The 16,721-nt window shown below is 69.6% G+C and carries 18 protein-coding genes; 13 read left to right on the top strand and 5 right to left on the bottom strand.

All coding sequences use genetic code 11. The features are described from left to right. The 9 genes from GAK38_RS21265 to GAK38_RS21225 form a co-directional block, all read left to right on the top strand. The coding region (locus tag GAK38_RS21265) for an IS3 family transposase (RefSeq protein WP_325343662.1) at positions 1 to 411 on the top strand (411 nt) is incomplete at its 5' end. A gap of 156 nt (positions 412 to 567) precedes the next feature. Further along, a complete protein-coding gene (locus tag GAK38_RS21260) occupies positions 568 to 933 on the top strand; it encodes a hypothetical protein (protein ID WP_325346936.1) in 366 nt (121 codons plus the stop codon). 170 nt (positions 934 to 1,103) lie between these two features. Next, positions 1,104 to 1,790: a class II aldolase/adducin family protein gene (locus tag GAK38_RS21255; protein ID WP_325346935.1), complete on the top strand. Its 687-nt coding sequence runs from the start codon at positions 1,104 to 1,106 to the stop codon at positions 1,788 to 1,790. Further along, positions 1,787 to 2,803, top strand: a complete 1,017-nt coding sequence (locus GAK38_RS21250; protein WP_325346934.1) for a ketopantoate reductase family protein — start codon at positions 1,787 to 1,789, stop codon at positions 2,801 to 2,803. Before GAK38_RS21255 ends, GAK38_RS21250 begins: the two co-directional genes overlap by 4 nt. A gap of 137 nt (positions 2,804 to 2,940) precedes the next feature. Continuing rightward, positions 2,941 to 4,059, top strand: a complete 1,119-nt coding sequence (locus GAK38_RS21245; protein ID WP_325346933.1) for an LLM class flavin-dependent oxidoreductase — start codon at positions 2,941 to 2,943, stop codon at positions 4,057 to 4,059. A 36-nt stretch (positions 4,060 to 4,095) separates the two neighbouring features. Beyond that, positions 4,096 to 5,208, top strand: coding sequence for an LLM class flavin-dependent oxidoreductase (locus tag GAK38_RS21240; protein ID WP_325346932.1), 1,113 nt, complete (start codon positions 4,096 to 4,098; stop codon positions 5,206 to 5,208). Continuing rightward, entirely contained in the window at positions 5,205 to 5,870 is a 666-nt protein-coding gene (locus tag GAK38_RS21235) for an NAD(P)H-dependent oxidoreductase (protein ID WP_325346931.1), read from the top strand. Before GAK38_RS21240 ends, GAK38_RS21235 begins: the two co-directional genes overlap by 4 nt. A gap of 36 nt (positions 5,871 to 5,906) precedes the next feature. Further along, positions 5,907 to 6,491, top strand: a complete 585-nt coding sequence (locus GAK38_RS21230; protein ID WP_325346930.1) for a cysteine dioxygenase — start codon at positions 5,907 to 5,909, stop codon at positions 6,489 to 6,491. Continuing rightward, positions 6,488 to 8,095 carry a rhodanese-related sulfurtransferase gene (locus GAK38_RS21225; protein WP_325346929.1) on the top strand — a complete coding sequence of 536 codons (1,608 nt, stop codon included), beginning with the start codon at positions 6,488 to 6,490 and terminating at the stop codon, positions 8,093 to 8,095. Before GAK38_RS21230 ends, GAK38_RS21225 begins: the two co-directional genes overlap by 4 nt. Positions 8,096 to 8,107: 12 nt before the next feature. On the opposite strand, the gene copD is transcribed toward GAK38_RS21225, so the two are convergent. Further along, positions 8,108 to 9,025, bottom strand: a complete 918-nt coding sequence (gene copD / locus GAK38_RS21220; RefSeq protein WP_325346928.1) for a copper homeostasis membrane protein CopD — start codon at positions 9,023 to 9,025, stop codon at positions 8,108 to 8,110. Positions 9,026 to 9,028: 3 nt separating this feature from the next. Further along, positions 9,029 to 9,397 (bottom strand): copper homeostasis periplasmic binding protein CopC, encoded by a 369-nt coding sequence (copC, locus tag GAK38_RS21215; protein ID WP_325346927.1) that lies wholly within the window; start codon positions 9,395 to 9,397, stop codon positions 9,029 to 9,031. Positions 9,398 to 9,705: 308 nt separating this feature from the next. Here copC and GAK38_RS21210 point away from each other — a divergent pair, with 308 nt between their 5' ends. The 3 genes from GAK38_RS21210 to GAK38_RS21200 are packed head-to-tail and all read left to right on the top strand — an operon-like array spanning position 9,706 to position 13,505. After that, on the top strand, positions 9,706 to 10,896 hold the full coding sequence (locus GAK38_RS21210) for an acyl-CoA dehydrogenase family protein (protein WP_325346926.1): 1,191 nt from the start codon (positions 9,706 to 9,708) through the stop codon (positions 10,894 to 10,896). Between the two features lie 14 nt (positions 10,897 to 10,910). Continuing rightward, complete coding sequence (locus tag GAK38_RS21205) at positions 10,911 to 12,128, top strand: acyl-CoA dehydrogenase family protein (protein ID WP_325346925.1); 1,218 nt, start codon at positions 10,911 to 10,913, stop codon at positions 12,126 to 12,128. A 12-nt stretch (positions 12,129 to 12,140) separates the two neighbouring features. Continuing rightward, positions 12,141 to 13,505, top strand: coding sequence for an LLM class flavin-dependent oxidoreductase (locus tag GAK38_RS21200; RefSeq protein ID WP_325346924.1), 1,365 nt, complete (start codon positions 12,141 to 12,143; stop codon positions 13,503 to 13,505). 80 nt (positions 13,506 to 13,585) lie between these two features. Here GAK38_RS21200 and GAK38_RS21195 read toward each other — a convergent pair whose 3' ends face one another. Further along, positions 13,586 to 15,049 carry a DEAD/DEAH box helicase gene (locus GAK38_RS21195; protein ID WP_325346923.1) on the bottom strand — a complete coding sequence of 488 codons (1,464 nt, stop codon included), beginning with the start codon at positions 15,047 to 15,049 and terminating at the stop codon, positions 13,586 to 13,588. Between the two features lie 269 nt (positions 15,050 to 15,318). Here GAK38_RS21195 and GAK38_RS21190 point away from each other — a divergent pair, with 269 nt between their 5' ends. Continuing rightward, positions 15,319 to 15,522: a hypothetical protein gene (locus GAK38_RS21190; RefSeq protein ID WP_325346922.1), complete on the top strand. Its 204-nt coding sequence runs from the start codon at positions 15,319 to 15,321 to the stop codon at positions 15,520 to 15,522. A gap of 5 nt (positions 15,523 to 15,527) precedes the next feature. Here GAK38_RS21190 and GAK38_RS21185 read toward each other — a convergent pair whose 3' ends face one another. Then, positions 15,528 to 16,070, bottom strand: a complete 543-nt coding sequence (locus tag GAK38_RS21185; protein ID WP_325346921.1) for a hypothetical protein — start codon at positions 16,068 to 16,070, stop codon at positions 15,528 to 15,530. 291 nt (positions 16,071 to 16,361) lie between these two features. Further along, a partial coding sequence (locus tag GAK38_RS21180; RefSeq protein ID WP_325346920.1) for an IS3 family transposase occupies positions 16,362 to 16,721 on the bottom strand: 360 nt, incomplete at its 5' end.

Genomic DNA, 16,721 nt, shown 5'->3' with positions numbered 1-16,721 from the left:
GACCTGTATTCGCGTAAGGTTGTGGGCTGGTCGATGTCTGAGCGCATGACGGCTACGCTGGTTTGCGACGCGCTGCGCATGGCGCTGTTTGCTCGCAATCGGCCTCGGGGAGTGATCGTGCATACTGGCCGTGGTAGCCAATACTGCTCGCGCGAGCACCGCGCCCTGTTGGAGCAATACGCTTTGATCGCCAGCATGAGTGCCAGAGGCAACTGCTACGACAACGCAGCAATGGAGAGTTGGAACCACAGTCTGAAGGTCGAGGCCATCCATGGTGAACACCTCGCCACACGGGAGCAGGCCAAGGCTCATGTGTTTGACTACATTGAGGTTGACTACAATCGGATCCGGCTGCACTCGACCCTGGGCTACCTCAGCCCAGAGCAGTACGAGCTGGCCAATGTCGCTTAGATAGGTGTCCGTAAATCAGGGGCAAGATCAATCAGCATGCTTGGACCTCCGGAGGTGATTGCAGTGACTCTATCAATCCTCGCATCACCGCTCGGGCCATGAAGAGTGGATAGCGATTCTCGCTTATGCAATCATCCGGGATGCGACAGTTACACCGTGGATCCTGTCGCGATCATCAATCGCAACCCGGACATCATCATCAGAAACAGCGTAGACGGCTTGGCCCAAGGCTACCAGGGCTGGAGCAAGAAAAAGATGGCAGAACAAGCTCAGCGCGTCGCCAACCGCCCGGGATGGAACGCGATCAAGGCCATCAAGAACAAGGATGTCTATGTCACGAACAATTTTCTCTATTCCGCATTCGGCAAGCAGTTCGGCGCACTACTGGTCGCAAAGTCACTCTATCCAGACCGTTTCGCTGATATCGACATGGACACATATTTCTCTCGATGGCTGAAGTTGCAAGGCGTGCCGGGAGTACCTGCCTCCAAATACATCTACAAGCTTGGCGAGCCGACATAGCACATCCTGCCATCGCAACGCAGCCGTATCTTCCACGCCGACTACATGCATGCCCCTAGGCCAACTCCGGCCTTCCTACTTGACCACGTTTGGAGATTGCGATGACGCTGACAGTTCAGCCGCCCACCACTGCGGCACCCGCCGTTTCTTTCCCGCTCCCACGCGGCTATGTGCCGAGGGTCCGCGACACCCGCTGGGAACTTGCCGCCGCGCTGCGTTTCTTTGGCCGACTCGGCTACGAGTTCGGCTTCAACGGCCACGTCTCGGCCCGCGCCCCCGAAGTCCCGGGTCATTACTGGGTCAACCCCTTCGGTGTGTCGATCAGCGCGGTCAGTCCGGCCGACTTCGTGCTCGTCGACGGCGAAGGCCAGGTGGTCGAGACCCGCGGCAACCATGCGATCAACGGCTTCGCCGGCAATCTGGCGCTGCATCGCGCCGCGCCGGAGGTCCAGGTCGCCATCCACCTGCATGCGCCACGCGGCTTCATCTGGTCGAGCCTCGGGGAGCCGCTGGAAGCGGTGAACACCGATGCGGCCCTGGTAGTGGGCCTGCAGGGGGTCAGCGACAAGATCTGGGGCGGCAGTGGCCCGAGCGGCGCCGAGCTGGCCCAAGCCGGCAAGCGCGTCCTCTGGCAGAAGAGCCACGGTGTCGCGACCTGGGGCGGCTCGGTCGGCGAGGCCGCCTTCTACTTCTGGGCCACCGAGCGTGCGGCCGATGCCAACCTCGCACTGCGCGGCATCGCGGGCCGCAGCGTGCTGCCGGCCGACAGTCTCGCCAAGTGGACCCCGTCGCCGGAACTGGCGCGCGCCCACTTCGAGGTCGCCTTCACGCTGGCCGAGGCGGAGGGTCTGCGATGAGCCGCCGCTACGTCGTCATCGGCGCCGGCGGCGTCGGCGCGGGCCTGGCCGCCGGCTTCGCCGAAGCCGGCATCCCCGTGCTGCTGGTATCCCGAGGCCGCACCTTCGAGGCTATCCGCGAGCGCGGCCTGGTCTACCGGCAGGCGGGCGTCACCCGCACCCTCGGCGTGAACGTCGCCGGCGCGCCCGAACAGGTGGCGCTGCGGCCGGGCGACATCCTCGTCGTCGCGACGAAGTCGCAGGACGTCCCGGCCACGCTGGCCGCCTGGGCCTGGCGGCCCGTCCAAGGCGGCGGAGTGGCCGCCGACCTGCCGATCGTGCTGACCCACAACGGCTTGGTCGCCGAACGGGTCGCGCTGCGCTACTTCAGCACCGTTATCGGCGCGGTCGCGCTGGTCGCGGCCCGGCACGTGGTGTCCGGCGAGGTCGAGATCCTCAACCAGCCGAAGATCGGCCAGCTCATCGTCGGCGCCTACCCCTCGGCCGCGCTGGCGCCGCATGCCGCCGTGCTCGCACACGAGATCGCACAGGATCTCAGCCGGGCGAACTGGCTCTCCCAGGCCGTGGACGAGATCCAGCGCTGGCTGGCCTGGAAGGCCGTGGTCAGCGCCAGTTTCAGCGTGAGCGTCTTCGACGGCACTCCGCAGGAGCAGCAGACCTTGCGCGAGCATCTGCAGGCCGAAGCCCGCCAGGCATTGACCGCGGCTGGGTACGGATTCGCCGACCCGGCCAAGGAAACGACCTACGACACCTCCCTGGCCCGCATCGGCCAGGACGGCACGACGGCGGTCCACCGCCCCTCCACCTGGCAAAGCTTCGAGCGCGGTGCCGGCAGCGAAGTGGATTACCTGAACGGCGAAATCGTCCTGCTCGCCCGTCTCCACGGCACTGGCGCCCCCGTCAACGCGGCCGTCCAGCGCGTGCTGGGCGCCTCGGCCTCCCTGGGCGAGCGCCCCGGCGCACACACCGTCGCCGAGGTCCTGGCCCTGGCCGGCGTCCAGACGGGCGCGTAGCCCGCACCTTCCCTTCTGCGCACAATATTAATGCTCGAATCACATATTTATTTATAAAAATAATAAACTTCAATCATCTTCAAAGACAACCTACGATTCCACCGTCTCAGCAACGGCTCTGCCCTAGGGGCTTCTTCATGACGGTCGAATTCATCGGGTATGTCGCTGCCCGCGAACAAAGCGAAATCATTGCGCCGCAGGGTCCTGTGGTGGACGCGCGCTGGATCAGCACCGTGGCCCAGGCCCGCGAGTACGTCGGTTTCGACCGTGCCCTGGTCGCCTACAGCAGCAGTTCTCCTGACGCCTTCCAGATCGCGGCCTATGCGGCGCACGAAACGAAGACGCTGAAGCTGCTGCTCGCACACCGCCCCGGCTTCGTCTTCCCCACGCTCGCGGCACGGCAGCTCGCCACGCTGGACCATTTCAGCGAAGGACGACTGGCGGTGCACATCATCAGCGGCGGCAACGATGCCGAGCAGCAGCGCGACGGCGACTTCCTGGGCCACGCCGAGCGCTACGAACGCACCGACGAGTACCTCGACGTGGTGCGACAGACCTGGACGGCATCCGAACCCTTCGACCATACGGGCCGTCACTACCGGCTCGTAGGCAACCAGTCAGGCGTCAAGCCGCTGCAGACGGTCGGTGGGCAGCCCCAGGTGCCGATCTACTTCGGCGGCTCCTCCGATGCGGCCATCCGCGTGGCTGGCAAGCATGCCGACGTGTACGCCTTGTGGGGCGAGCCGCTGGCCCAGGTCCGCGAGACGGTCGCCAAGGTGCGCGCAGCAGCCGCGCTGTACGGGCGCGAGCGGCACGTGCGCTTCAGCCTGTCGCTGCGGCCCATCATCGCCGCGACCGAGGAAGCCGCCTGGGCCAAGGCCGACGACATCCTGGAACGCGCGCGCGGCGTGGTCGCGCAGTCGCCGCGCTACCGCGAGCGGCTCGCCGCCGCGCCGCAGAACGTCGGCTCGCAGTGGCTGCTGGAGGCCGCTGGCCGCGGTAAGGTCGTCGATGCCCGCCTCTGGACGGAACTCGCCGCCCTCACCAGCGCGGCGGGCAACTCCACGTCGCTGGTGGGCACGCCCGAGCAGGTCGCGCAGTCGCTGCTGGACTACCACGACGCGGGCATCAGCACCTTCCTGATCCGCGGCTTCCGACCGCTGCAGGACGCGCTGGACTATGGCCGCCACCTGATCCCGCTGGTGCGCGAGGAGATCGCCCGCCGCAGCCGGTCCCCCGAAGCGGTGGCCGCCTGACGCGGCACACGCCCGCATCCAGAAAGGAACAACGTCATGACCATCGAATTCGTCGGCCTCGTCGGCAACCAGGACGGCAGCGAGTCCCGCCCCAGCACCGGCCCCGTGGTGAACAAGCCCTACGTCTCGCTGAGCGCACGCGCGCACGAGAGCGGAGGGTTCGACCGGGTGCTGATCGGCTATTCGAGCTTCTCGCCCGACGGCATTCAGCTCGCCGCCTACCTGTCGCACCGGACCGAGCGGTTGAGCCCGCTGGTGGCGCACCGGCCGGGTTTCGTCGCGCCGACGCTCGCCGCGCGCACCTTCGCCACGCTGGACCAGCTCAACGGCGGGCGGGCCGCCATCAACTTCATCACCGGGGGCCACGACGCCGAGCAGCAGCGCGACGGCGACTTCCTGGCTCACGACGAGCGCTACGAGCGCACCGACGAGTACATCGTCCTGCTCAAACGGGTGTGGACGAGCGGGCAGCCGTTCGACCACGAAGGCAGGTACTACAAGGTCGCTGGGGCGTTCTCCGAGGTCAAACCCGTGCATGGCCACATCCCCATCTACTTCTCGGGCTCCTCCGACGCCGCCATCCGTGTCGCGGCCAAGCATGCGGACGTCTACATGCTCTGGGGCGAGCCGGTCGAGCAGGTCCGCGACGTCGTGCGGCGGGTGCGCGCGGCGGCGGCCGAGGCCGGCCGCGAGAACGCCATCCGCTTCAGCCTGTCGCTGCGGCCGGTGCTCGCCGACACCGAGGAAGCTGCCTGGCGCCGTGCGGACGAAATCCTGGAGCGCGCCAAGGCCACCATCGGTCAATCGCCCCGGCATCGGCTGCGCCCGGGCCCGCCGCAGAACGTGGGTTCGCAGCGGCTGCTGGCCGTCGCGGCCCAGGGCAAGGTGGTAGACAAGCGCCTGTGGACCGAGATCGCCGCGCTCAGCGGCGCCGGCGGCAACTCGACCGGCCTCGTCGGCACGCCGGCGCAGGTGGCCGAGTCGCTGCTCGACTATTACGACGCGGGCATCACCACCTTTCTGATCCGCGGCTTCGACCCGCTGCGCGATGCCGTGCAGTACGGGCAGGAACTGATCCCGCTCACGCGCGCCCTGGTCGCGCAGCGCGCGGCGGGCGCAGCCCCTGCGCTGGAGGCCCGGGCCGCATGACGGGCGCCGTGGCAACCGCGGCGCCGTCCGGCCCGCTGCACATCGTCGCCGTCGTCGGCAACGCGGCGGAGCGGTCCCGCACCAGGCTGCTGGCCCAGGCCATCACCGATCCGCTGGTGGCCGGGCTGGGCCGGGGCACGGACGTGCAGTTGCGCACGCTGGAGCTGTACCGGCTCGCGCCGTCCATCGGGATCGCGTCCCACGGCGCTGAACTGCCGCCGGCCGGCCGCGAGGCGCTGGAGACGATCGCGTCGGCCGACCTGCTGGTGGCCGTCACGCCCGTCTACAAGGGCTCCTACAGCGGCCTGTTCAAGCACCTGTTCGACCTGCTCGATCCCGAGGCGCTGGTCGGCCGGCCCGTGCTGCTGGCCGCCAACGGCGGCAGCGACCGCCATGCGCTGGTCGTGGACCACCAGCTGCGCCCCCTGTTCGCCTTCTTCCGCGCGCTGACCGTGCCGTCCGCCGTCTACGCGGCCGAGGCCGACTTCGACGGTTATGCCGGCATCCGCAGCGAGGGCCTGCGCACGCGCATCGCGGAAGCCACGGCACAGGCCCTGGCCCTGCTCGGCCGGCGCCATCCGGACGGCGAGGCCCGGCACCACGGCAGCGCCTGGCAGCGTGATGGCACGCCCTTGCCGGGCAGCGGTGCGGAGTCGGCGTAGTACAAACAGGCCACTCCTCCAACGGACCACATCCCCATGAGCCTCTCCCCGCTGCGCGACTTCGTCACCGCCCTCGGCCGCCTGCTCGACGAACGTCCGCCCGAGCCCCGCATCCTCGACGAGGGCGGCGCCCTGCTGGCCCGCCTGGTCGCGCGCGACGACTGGCTGCCCGACTGGCTCGCCGTGCCCGATCCGGCGCGCTACCAGCAGTTCCTGCTGCATGCCGACTCGACCGAACGCTTCTCGGTCGTCAGTTTCGTCTGGGGCCCGGGCCAGGCGACGCCGGTGCACGACCACACGGTCTGGGGCCTGATCGGCATGCTGCGCGGCGCCGAATACAGCCAGCCCTACACGCTCGACACCCAGGGCCGTCCGCACGAGAGCGGCCCGCCCGTCCGGCTGGAGCCGGGCCAGGTCGAGCACGTGTCGCCCACGGTCGGCGACGTGCACCGCGTGCGCAATGCCTACGATGACCGGGTGTCGATCAGCATCCACGTCTACGGCGCCAACATCGGCGGCGTGCACCGCCACACCTACCCGCCCGAAGGCCCGCCCAAGGCCTTCGTCTCCGGCTACTCCAACACCGCGCTGCCCAACCTCTGGGACCGATCCAGGCCATGACCTTCCCGACCCTCGACTTCGCCGCCGTCCGCGCCCGCCTGCTGGCCCGCGAGGAAACCGCCCTGCTCGACGTGCGCGAGGAAGACCCGTATGCGCAGGCGCATCCGCTGTGGGCCGCCAACCTGCCGCTGTCGCGCATCGAGCTCGACGCCTGGCGGCGCATTCCGCGGCGCGACACCCTCATCGTGCTCTACGGCGAATACTCCGGCCAGGACCTTGCTCCACGCGCCGCTGCGAAGCTGGCCTCGCTGGGATACACCCAGGTGCATCTTCTCGCAGACGGTCTGGAAGGATGGCGCGCCGCAGGCGGCGAGCTGTTCCGCGACGTCAACGTGCCGAGCAAGGCCTTCGGCGAATACGTGGAACACCTGCGCCACACGCCTTCGCTCGCGGCCGAGGAGGTGCAGGCCCTGCTCGACAGCCGGGCCGACGTGGTCGTGGTCGATGCCCGCCGCTTCGACGAGTACCAGGCCATGAGCATCCCCACCGCCACCAGCGTGCCCGGCGCCGAACTGGTGCTGCGCGTGCGCGAGCTGGCGCCCGACCCGGCCACGCGCGTGATCGTCAACTGCGCCGGCCGCACGCGCAGCATCATCGGCACGCAGTCGCTGGTCAACGCCGGCCTGCCCAACCCGGTCGCCGCGCTGCGCAACGGCACCATCGGTTGGCTGCTCGCGGGCCAGAGGCTGGACCACGGCGCCACGCGCCGGGCGCCGCAGCCCTCGGCCGACCACCAGCGCGAAGCGATCCGCGCGGCCGGCGACGTGGCGGCGCGCGCCGGTGTGCGCAGCATCCCGCTGGGCGAGGTCGCCGCGCTCGAAGACAGCGGAAGGCGCACCGTCTACCGCCTCGACGTGCGCACACCGGAGGAATTCACCGCCGGCCATCTGCCGGACTTCCTCAGCGCGCCCGGCGGCCAGCTGGTGCAGGAGACCGACCACCATGCGCCCGTGCGCGGCGCGCGCATCGTGCTCGACGACGACGACGGCGTGCGCGCCCGCATGAGCGCCTCGTGGCTCGCGCAGATGGGCTGGGAGGTCTACGTGGTCGATGGCGCCGCGGCCGCCGACCGCCGCCAAACGGGCCCCACGCCGCCGCTGCGCCCGGCTCTGCCCGATGCGAAGACCGCCACGCCGACCCAGCTCGCCCAGTGGCTCGACGAGGCCCGCAGCGACCCGGCCGCGGTGCAGGTGCTCGACTTCTCCGCCGGCGCGAACTATCTGCGCGGCCACATCCCGGGCGCGTGGTTTGCCATCCGTGCGCAGATCCGCGAGGCCGTCGCCGCGGTGCCCAAGGCACGCCGCTACGTGGCCACCTGCGGCACGGCCATCCAGGCCCGTTTCGCCACGCCGGAACTGCGGGCCGCCCTGGGCGGCCGCGCCGAGGTCTTCGTACTGGACGGCGGCAATGCCGCATGGACAGCCGCCGGCCAGCCGGTCGAAACCGGCGAGACCCGCCTGGCCAACGCCCGCACCGACCGCTACCGCCGCCCGTATGAAGGCACGAGCGCGCCGCGCGAGGCCATGCAGGCGTATCTCGACTGGGAGTACGGCCTGGTCGCGCAGCTCGGGCGCGACGGCACGCACCACTTCGCGCCGATCTGAGGGCGCACGCTCTCAGCCGCCCGGGTCCAGCGATGCGAACACGCTGACCAGGGCGACCGCAGCAAAACCCAGCAGCACTTCGGCCACCGTCCCACGCAGGAATTGCCGGTGGCTGCGCTGCGGATCGGCCGACCAGCGCGGCACGACCCCATAGCGGTTGTGCAACGCCAGCGCGACCATCGCCAGCACGACCAGCACCTTGGCCAGCCACAGCAGCGTATAGGCGTTGCCGTGCAGCGGCCATGCCGGGCCCAGCACCAGCCAGGAATTGGCGATGCCGGTGACGATCACCACCGCGACCACGCCGTGGCCCATCCGCGAGAAACGCAGCAGCGCCTGCATCGCCGGGACGCGCCGGGCCGGATCGCGCAACCATGCCAGGCAGGCCGGCAGCGGCAGCAGGCTGCCGAGCCAGCATCCGGCCGCCACCAGATGCAGGGCCGCGTTGCCAGCCCACAGCCCGGCCTCGGGGCCGAAAGCGCCGACCACATGTCCGGTCCACCCCAGCGAACCCAGGGCCAGAGCGAGCAGGAAGAACGGCGCTGCGGGCCGGCGCTGCACTGCGCCCGGCCCGATGGCCAGCGCGGCCGCCGCCAGCGCCGCCAGCAGCAGATGCACCAGCCAGGCCCGGCCCCAGCCTGTCTGCGACAGCACGGCCCCGATCGCCGCCGGCACCAGGCCGTCAGCCAGGCTGCCCGCCATGCGCACGGACTGCAGCGGCACCAGCGCCAGCGCGGAGACCAGCGCCAGCACACCCGCACTCCGCAGGCCCTGCCGCGATGCAGGCCGGTCGAATTCCGCCCGCAGCGCCGGCGGGCTCGCCCAGGCCACGAAAGCCAGCCAGCCCAAGGCGCCCATCAGCGTGACGAAGTGCAGCCAGCGTACGGCGGCATAGAGACCATCGACGGCCGCCGGCAGCGTGTCGTTCAAGCGCTACTTCACCGTGAAGCGGTAGCTGCCGTTGGTCTTGTGGCCATCAACGGACAGCACATGCCAGCGGACCTCATAGACGCCCGGCGCCAGCGGCGAGGCCACTGGCAGCACCAGCCGCGCCGCATCGCCCGGCGCCACGGCGGCCGTGCCGGCTGCGGCCGGCTTGCCGTCGCTGCCGACAAGGTCGATGCCGCTGAAGGAGGGTTCGAGCTTCTGCGTGAACGTGAGCTCGACGGCCGCAGGCGAGGCCACGGCCGCATCGGCCGCCGGCGCGGATGTCTCGAGGTGGGCATGGGCCCAGGCGGATGCGCCCGAAGCCGCCAGCAGCACGCCGGCAGCACAGGCGAGGAGGGATCGTTGCAGGGTCATCGGCAATACCTCGTCCAATCAGGTCGAAACACAGAAAAAAGATGCGTGCGGGTGAGAGCGCATGGAAGGCCATCGGTTCCCCAGCCGCAGGGGGCCGGGCCGCGAACGCAGTGCCATGCGTGCACCAGCCGGCGCATATTCTTCATCGCTAATCTTCTTCGACCGCGCACATCTGCTTTCTTAAGCTGCACTTCCATGCCACGGTGCCTTCGCCATGGCCGCTGGAGATCCGCCTGCGTTCGTCGCCCTCCCGCACGCCATTGACCGCTCCTCCGACGCGGACCCGAAGTGAAGAACCCTTCCACGCCATGAGCCACCATCCTCCCTTCGAACCCGATCTTTCCGATTCCGTCGTCGCGCGCGCCGCGGCGCTGCGCGCCAGCCTGCAGGCCGATGCCGCCGCGCGCGACCTGGCCGGCGGCCGGCCGACGGCGCAGATCACGCAGCTGCGCGCCATCGGCCTGCTGTCGACCTGGCTGCCCACGGCCTACGGCGGCGAAGGTTCGTCGTGGCTGTCGGTGCTGCGCGCGGTGCGCGAACTGGCCCGCGCCGACGGCGCCATCGCCCACCTCTACGGCTACCACCACCTGAACCTGCACAGCGTGCGCGCCCGCGCCACGCCGGCGCAGCGCGACCGCTGGTTCACCGACAGCGCACGCGCGCAGTGGCTGTGGGCCAACTCGGGCAACACGCTCTCGCCCACATCCACCGCGCGGCGCGACGGCGACGCCTGGGTGCTCGACGGCTTCCGCCCCTTCTCGTCGGGCACGCACGTGGCCGACCGCATCGTCGTGTCCTGGGAGAATGCCGAGGGCCAGCGCACCAGCGCCGTGGTGCCGGCCGACCGCGCGGGCGTGGTGATCGCCGACGACTGGGACGGCATCGGCCAGCGCCAGACCGGCAGCGGCACCGTGCGCTTCGAGGGCGTGCGCATCGCCGACGACGAGGTCTTCCTGCGGCCCGGTGCGCCGCTGACACCCTTTGCCTCGCTGATCCCGCAGCTGCAGCAGAGCGTGCTGCTCAACGTGTTCGTCGGCAGCGCCCAGGGCGCGCTCGACGAAGGCAGCGCCTACACCCGCGCCGAATCGCGGCCCTGGATCCATTCCGGCGTGGAGCGCCACGTGGACGATCCCTGGGTGCAGCGCAAGTACGGCGAGTTGGCGATCCGCACGCTCGCTGCCACCGAACTGGCCGATGCCGCGGCCCGCAGCCTCGACGCCGCCTATGCCGAGGGCGATGCGCTCACGCCGCAGCAGCGCGGCGCGCTGGCGATCGAGGTGGCAGCCGCCAACGTCTACGCCGGCGAAGCGGGCTTGGCCGTGTCGGAGCAGGTGTTCGAGGTAACCGGCGCACGCTCGGCCACCCGCGCGCGCGGCTACGACCGCTTCTGGCGCAACGTGCGCACCCACACGCTGCACAACCCGGCCGAATACAAGAAGCGCAGTGTCGGCCACTGGTTCCTGAGCGGCGACTTCCCCGAGCCTGGGGTGTACCGCTGAAGAGAGCGAACGCCATGGCCATCACGACCGACCCCTTCGACACCCATCCCGCCGGCAACCCCTGGCTGGCGCGCGGCCAGGCGCTGCGCGACCGCTTCGCCGAAGACGCCATCGCGCGCGACCAGGCCGGAGGCCGGCCGGCTGCGCAGATCGGCTGGCTCAAGGACGAGAAGCTGCTCGCCCTGCTGCTGCCGACCGCCGTGGGCGGCCAGGGTGAACCCTGGTCCACGGGGCTGCGCATCGTCCGCACCTTCGCCCAGGTGGACGGCTCCCTGGGCCATCTGTTCGGCTACCACTACAACGCCCTCCTCGGCCTGGGCGCCCGCGGCGCGCCGGCGCGCGTGCAGGAGCTGTGGCGCGAAACGGCCGTCCGGCAATGGTTCTGGGGCAATACCGCCAACAGCTTTTCGCGCAGCCTGTTCGGCCGGGCCGACGGCGACGGCTTCGTGCTCGACGGCTACCGGCCCTTCACCTCGGGCTCGCACGTGGCCGACTACCTGTCGATCGCCTGGGAGGATGCGCAGACCGACGAGCGCCGCTTCGCCGCCATCCCGGCCGACCGGGCCGGCCTCACTATCGAGGACGACTGGGACGGCATCGGCCAGCGCCAGACCGGCAGCGGCCGCGTGACCTACCGCGGCGTACGGGTGCACGGCCACGAGGTGCTGGGCCCGCCGGTGCCGTTCAACCCCGCGTCCAGCTCCGCGCCGCCACACCGCACGCTGGGCGCCCTCACGCAGCAGAGCGTGCTGCTCAACGTCTTCGTCGGCAGTGCCCAGGGTGCGCTGCTGGCCGCGCGCGCCTACACGCTGAACCGGTCCCGTCCCTGGGTGCATTCGGGCGTGCAACGCCACCAGGACGACCCGTGGGTGCAGAGCCAGTACGGCGATCTCTGGACCCAGACCCGCGCGGCCGCCGCGCTGGCCGACCGCGCGCTCGCGGCGCTCGACCATGCCTGGGCGCGCGGCGAGGCCCTGACCGCGCAGGAGCGCGGCGAGGCGGCTGTCGCCGTCGCCGCGGCCAACGTGCTGGCCGGCGAGGTCGCGCTGCGCGTGACCGGCGCGATCTTCGAGCTGACCGGTGCGCGCTCGGCCACACGCGAGCATGGTCTGGACCGCTTCTGGCGCAACGTGCGCATCCACACGCTGCACAACCCGGCCGAATACAAGACCCGCAACGTCGGCCGCTGGCAGCTTGGCGAGGGCTATCCCGCGCCCGGCGTCTTCCAGTAACGGCATCGCACCATGGTCTTCTCCGCCATCGCCCCCGCCCGCCGGCCGCCACGGCAGCTGCACCTCAACATCAACGCGCTGCATTCGGGCTTCGTGCCGTCGGCATGGCGGCTGGCCGGCGCCGACCCGCGCGCCTTCATCGACGCGCAGCACTATGTGCGGCTCGCGCGCATCGCCGAGGCCGGCACCTTCGACGCGATCTTCCTGGCCGACAACGCGGCCATCGCCGACCAGATCCACTTCCGCCCGATCACCGCGCTGGAGCCCACGGTGCTGCTGACGGCCGTGGCCGCGGCCACCACGCACATCGGCGTGATCGGCACCGCATCCACCAGCTACAACGAGCCCTACAACATCGCGCGGCGCTTCGCCACGCTCGACCACGTGAGCGGCGGCCGCGCCGGCTGGAACATCGTCACCACGGCCGACCTGCCCTCGGCCCGCAACTTCGGCCGCGAGGCCGCCCCTGACCATGCCGAGCGCTACGCGCGCGCGGCCGAGTTCACCGACGTGGTCAAGGCGCTGTGGAACAGCTGGGAGGACGACGCATTCATCGGCGACCAGGCCGCCGGCCGCTTCGCCGATGCAGCCAAGGTGCACCCGATCGCCCACCGCGGCAGGTTCTTCAACGTGCAGGGTCCGCTGAACCTGCCGCGCACGCCGCAGGGCTGGCCGGTGCTGGTCCAGGCCGGCGGCTCCTCCGACGGCCGCGAACTGGCCGCGCGCCATGCCGAGGCGGTGTTCTCAGCCTCGCAGTCGTTCGAGGAATCGCTGGCCTATGGGCGCGAACTCAAGGCCCGCGCCGCGGCCTACGGACGCGGACCCGACGCGGTCAAGGTGCTGGCCGGGCTCACCACCATCATCGGCGCGACCGAGGCCGAGGCCGTCCGTCGGCGCGACGAACTGATCGACCTCATCCCCTGGGACTACAGCCTGGTGCGCCTGGGCGGCATCCTGGGCATCGACCCGGCACGGCTGTCGCTGGACGGGCCGCTGCCGGAAGATCTCGCGCTGCCGGCCGGTGGCAATGGCAACCACACCTTCTTCCACGCCACCCTCGCCACCGCGCGACGCAAACAGCTCACCGTGCGGCAGCTGGTGCGCGAACTCGCGGGCGGGGGCGGCCACCGAGTCGTCGTCGGCACGCCCGAGCAGATCGCCGACGACATTGCGCGCTGGTTCGCAGCCGGTGCGGCCGACGGCTTCAACCTCATGCCCGATGCCCTGCCCGACGGCCTGCAAGCGTTCGTGGACCACGTGGTGCCACTGCTGCGCCGCCGCGGCATCTTACGCACCGGGTACGAGGGCCGCACGCTGCGCGGGCATCTGGGTCTGCCCGTGCCGCCGGGCCGCCAGGCGCAGGCCCAGGCAGCCTGAAATCACCGCCTTCCGGAAAGCACGAGGGCGCCCGTGGGCGCCCTCGTGCCGTGCAGAAGTGCTGCGGGAGCTTTACAGGGTCAGTGCTCCGTCGTGGCCGGCAGCGCAGCCGGCTTGAACAGTGCCGCGACCTTGCGGCGCGGCTTGATGTTGGCCGACATGCCGGCGCGCGGCGTGGCCGTCCTGGACGACATCGCGTCCCAGGCGGGCGTGGCCGCATCGGTCGATGCCTGGTAGGGCTGATCGAAGAACGGATCCTGCGGAGCGCGGCCGCGCGGCGCCGGCCGGCGCGATTCGCGGGCGTCGTCGCGCTCGCCGCGGTCTCCACGGCCGCCGGCGCGCTCGCGGTCCTCGTAGAGCCGCCGGCCCTCGTTGAAGCGGCCGCGCGGCCGCTCGTTCTCGAACTCGATCGGCTCGATCTCGAACTTGGTGCGGATCAGCTTCTCGATCTCGGAGGCCAGCCGCGCATCGTTCGGGCCGCTGCCCACGAAGCTCACCGCCAAGCCCGAGGCGCCGGCACGGCCGGTGCGGCCGATGCGGTGCACGTAGTCCTCGGCATTGAAAGGGATGTCGTAGTTGAACACCGCCGGCACGTCCTTGATGTCGAGCCCGCGGGCGGCCACATCGGTGCACACCAGCAGGTCGACTTCGCCCTTTTTAAAGGCGTCGAGCGCCTTCAGCCGCTCGTCCTGGCTTTTGTCGCCATGCAGCGCCGCGGTCTTGAGGCCGTCGCGCTCGAGCGAACGCGCAAGCCGTGCGCAGCCCAGCTTGCTGTTGACGAAGACGAAGGCCTGCGTGATCTCGCGCTGGCGCACGATCTGGCACAGCGCGCGGCGCTTGTCGTCGTCACTCACGCTGTAGAAATGCTGCTCGACGGTCGAGGCGGTGGCATTGGCACGTGCGACCTCGATCGTGACCGGGTCCTGCAGGTAGCTCGACGCCAGCCGCTTGATCTCGGGCGAGAACGTCGCCGAGAACAGCAGCGTGGTGCGCTGCTTTGGCAGGTAGCTCAGGATGCGCTGCAGATCGGGCAGGAAGCCGATGTCGAGCATGCGGTCGGCCTCGTCGAGCACCACGTACTCGACCTGGTTGAGCACCGCATTCTTGGCTTCGATATGGTCCAGCAGCCGCCCCGGCGTCGCCACCAGCACTTCAACGCCGCGCTTGAGTTCGAGCGTCTGCGGCTTCATGTCCATGCCGCCGAACACCACCGCGCTGCGCAGGTTGGTGTACTTGGCATACAGCTTGATCTGCTGCGCGACCTGGTCGGCCAGTTCGCGCGTGGGCAGCAGCACCAGCGCCCGCACCGGATGGCGGGCCGGCGAGGCCGAGGCGTTCTCGTGCTGGAGCAGGCGCTGGAGCAGCGGCAGCGAGAAGGCCGCCGTCTTGCCGGTACCGGTCTGGGCGGCGCCCATCACGTCCTTGCCGGTCAGCACCACCGGGATCGCCTGCGCCTGGATCGGCGTCATGTTCTCGTAGCCCATGTCGGCTACGGCGCGCTTGAGGGGTTCCGCCAGCGCCAGCGAAGAGTAGGAAGTCGTCATGTAGTCTGTAATTGTCGCATTTGCGGCCGAAAGGCCCTGGCGACGGTCTGGGAAGTACCCTTGAATGGCATCCACACCGACGGTGGACGGCCATCGAAATGTTCCCACGAGGGGGCCGCGTAGTCTCGCAGGAGTCATGGAAATGGATGACACCTCCAGCGTTTCGCACATTCCTGCTGCCGACCCGCCTACGGTCGATGCGGGCAGACACCAATGGTGCAGAGTGCGGCACGGCGGTACACCTGGGGCACAAACAAAGAGGAGACGCCATGGCAACCGCCCTCACCCTTCTAGCTGTCGGCTTCTACGCGAGCGCCGGAGTGCTGTTCCTCGCGCTCGCAAAGGCCGCCGGGCGCGCGGACAGGGCCGAAGACCGGCAGCACGTGGAGACCGCAACCAGCACGCGGCGCAAGCGCTTGGCGCTCCTGGCAAGCGCGGGCAGGAAGCGCTACAGCCCGCTGTCTCACGCCTGAAGGCGTCAACTCACGACTCCTGAGCCTTCACCTAGGCTGGTCAGCAGTGCATAGCCCTGCGCGCAGGTCGCCGTGCCCGTCTGCTCGCCGGTCGCGAGATCGATCACCGCGAACCTTGACCTGGCCGCGGGGGAAAAACCACCACAGCGCAGTTTCGTCGGTCGCGCGCGCACGGTCCCGGGGATCGTCCCGCAGGACGTGACAGGCGCGAGCTGCGCGGCGGCGATCCCGAGCGTGTCGACAACTGCTGCTTTGCAGCGCTCGCCACGTTCGCGACCATCTGCTTGAAGTAGCTTTCCTTCAACTCGGCCGCGACTGCTTGCGGTGATTTCGAGCGGGTGTCGAGTCCAGCGTCCTGATGTGATGATGACGGCGGCGAAGCCCTGTCGAGACGACCGTGTTGTTCGACGAATGGCGACGGGCTCAACGGCATCTGTCCTACCTGCGCACCGCGCAAATCGTTCCAGCCTGCACTCGTCAATAACTCCAAGGAATCCGATGAAGTTCCTAAAAACAGCCGTGGCAGGCTTGGTGCTTTCGTTCGGCATGGCCGCATTCGCGCAGCCCGAGCCGCCGCCACCTCCGCCAGTGGTCCATCCGCACCACCCGCCTCCACCGCCGTACGTGCGCAAGAAGGTCGTGCGGCGACATGCAGCCAAGCGACCTGTTCGCCATGCGCGGTCTGTTCATGTGAACCCGCCGCCCCGCCACCGGCCGCCGCCCCATAGGCCACCGCCGCCGCCGGACCGTCCGGTCTGACGGCCCGGCCTGCGCCAGCAGGTCTACCGAACAAGCGCCCTACTGGGCAATGATCTTGCCCCTGATTTACGGACACCTATCTAAGCGACATTGACCAGCTCGTACTGCTCTGGGCTGAGGTAGCCCAGGGTCGAGTGCAGCCGGATCCGATTGTAGTCAACCTCAATGTAGTCAAACACATGAGCCTTGGCCTGCTCCCGTGTGGCGAGGTGTTCACCATGGATGGCCTCGACCTTCAGACTGTGGTTCCAACTCTCCATTGCTGCGTTGTCGTAGCAGTTGCCTCTGGCACTCATGCTGGCGATCAAAGCGTATTGCTCCAACAGGGCGCGGTGCTCGCGCGAGCAGTATTGGCTACCACGGTCAGTATGCACGATCACTCCCCGAGGCCGATTGCGAGCAAACAGCGCCATGCGCAGCGCGTCGCAAACCAGCGTAGC

The organism is Xylophilus sp. (assembly GCA_009914555.1).
In the GTDB taxonomy this organism is placed as follows: Bacteria; Pseudomonadota; Gammaproteobacteria; order Burkholderiales; family Burkholderiaceae_C; genus WNDY01.
Note: the sequence above shows the minus strand (reverse complement) of the source record. Positions and strands in the feature narration are given on the sequence as shown.